The following is a 224-nucleotide window of genomic DNA, read 5'->3' on the forward strand; positions in this document are numbered from 1 at the left end:
TTTTGCTGCGAAGTGTTTGTAAAAGACTGACATATAAAGAATAACTTCACGCACTGTAATGAATTGAATAAGAAAACGCTTTTATATTTATGGCTCTAGCGAGCAACAGCTTTCAAGATTGTAACCTTTTTGTCTAGCGACAATAGCACTGTGGCACCACCTGATCCCATTCCGAACTCAGAAGTGAAACGCAGTAGCGCCGATGGTAGTGTGGGAGTTCCCAT

Annotated in this window: 1 rRNA gene; it reads left to right on the forward strand. The window is 41.5% G+C overall.

Features of this window, described 5'->3' with window-relative positions:
• Positions 1–132: 132 nt before the first annotated feature.
• Positions 133–224 (forward strand): 5S ribosomal RNA (gene rrf / locus H4J67_RS21375); the annotation flags it as partial.

This window comes from Colwellia sp. BRX10-4 (assembly GCF_014077465.1).
GTDB lineage: Bacteria > Pseudomonadota > Gammaproteobacteria > Enterobacterales > Alteromonadaceae > Colwellia_A.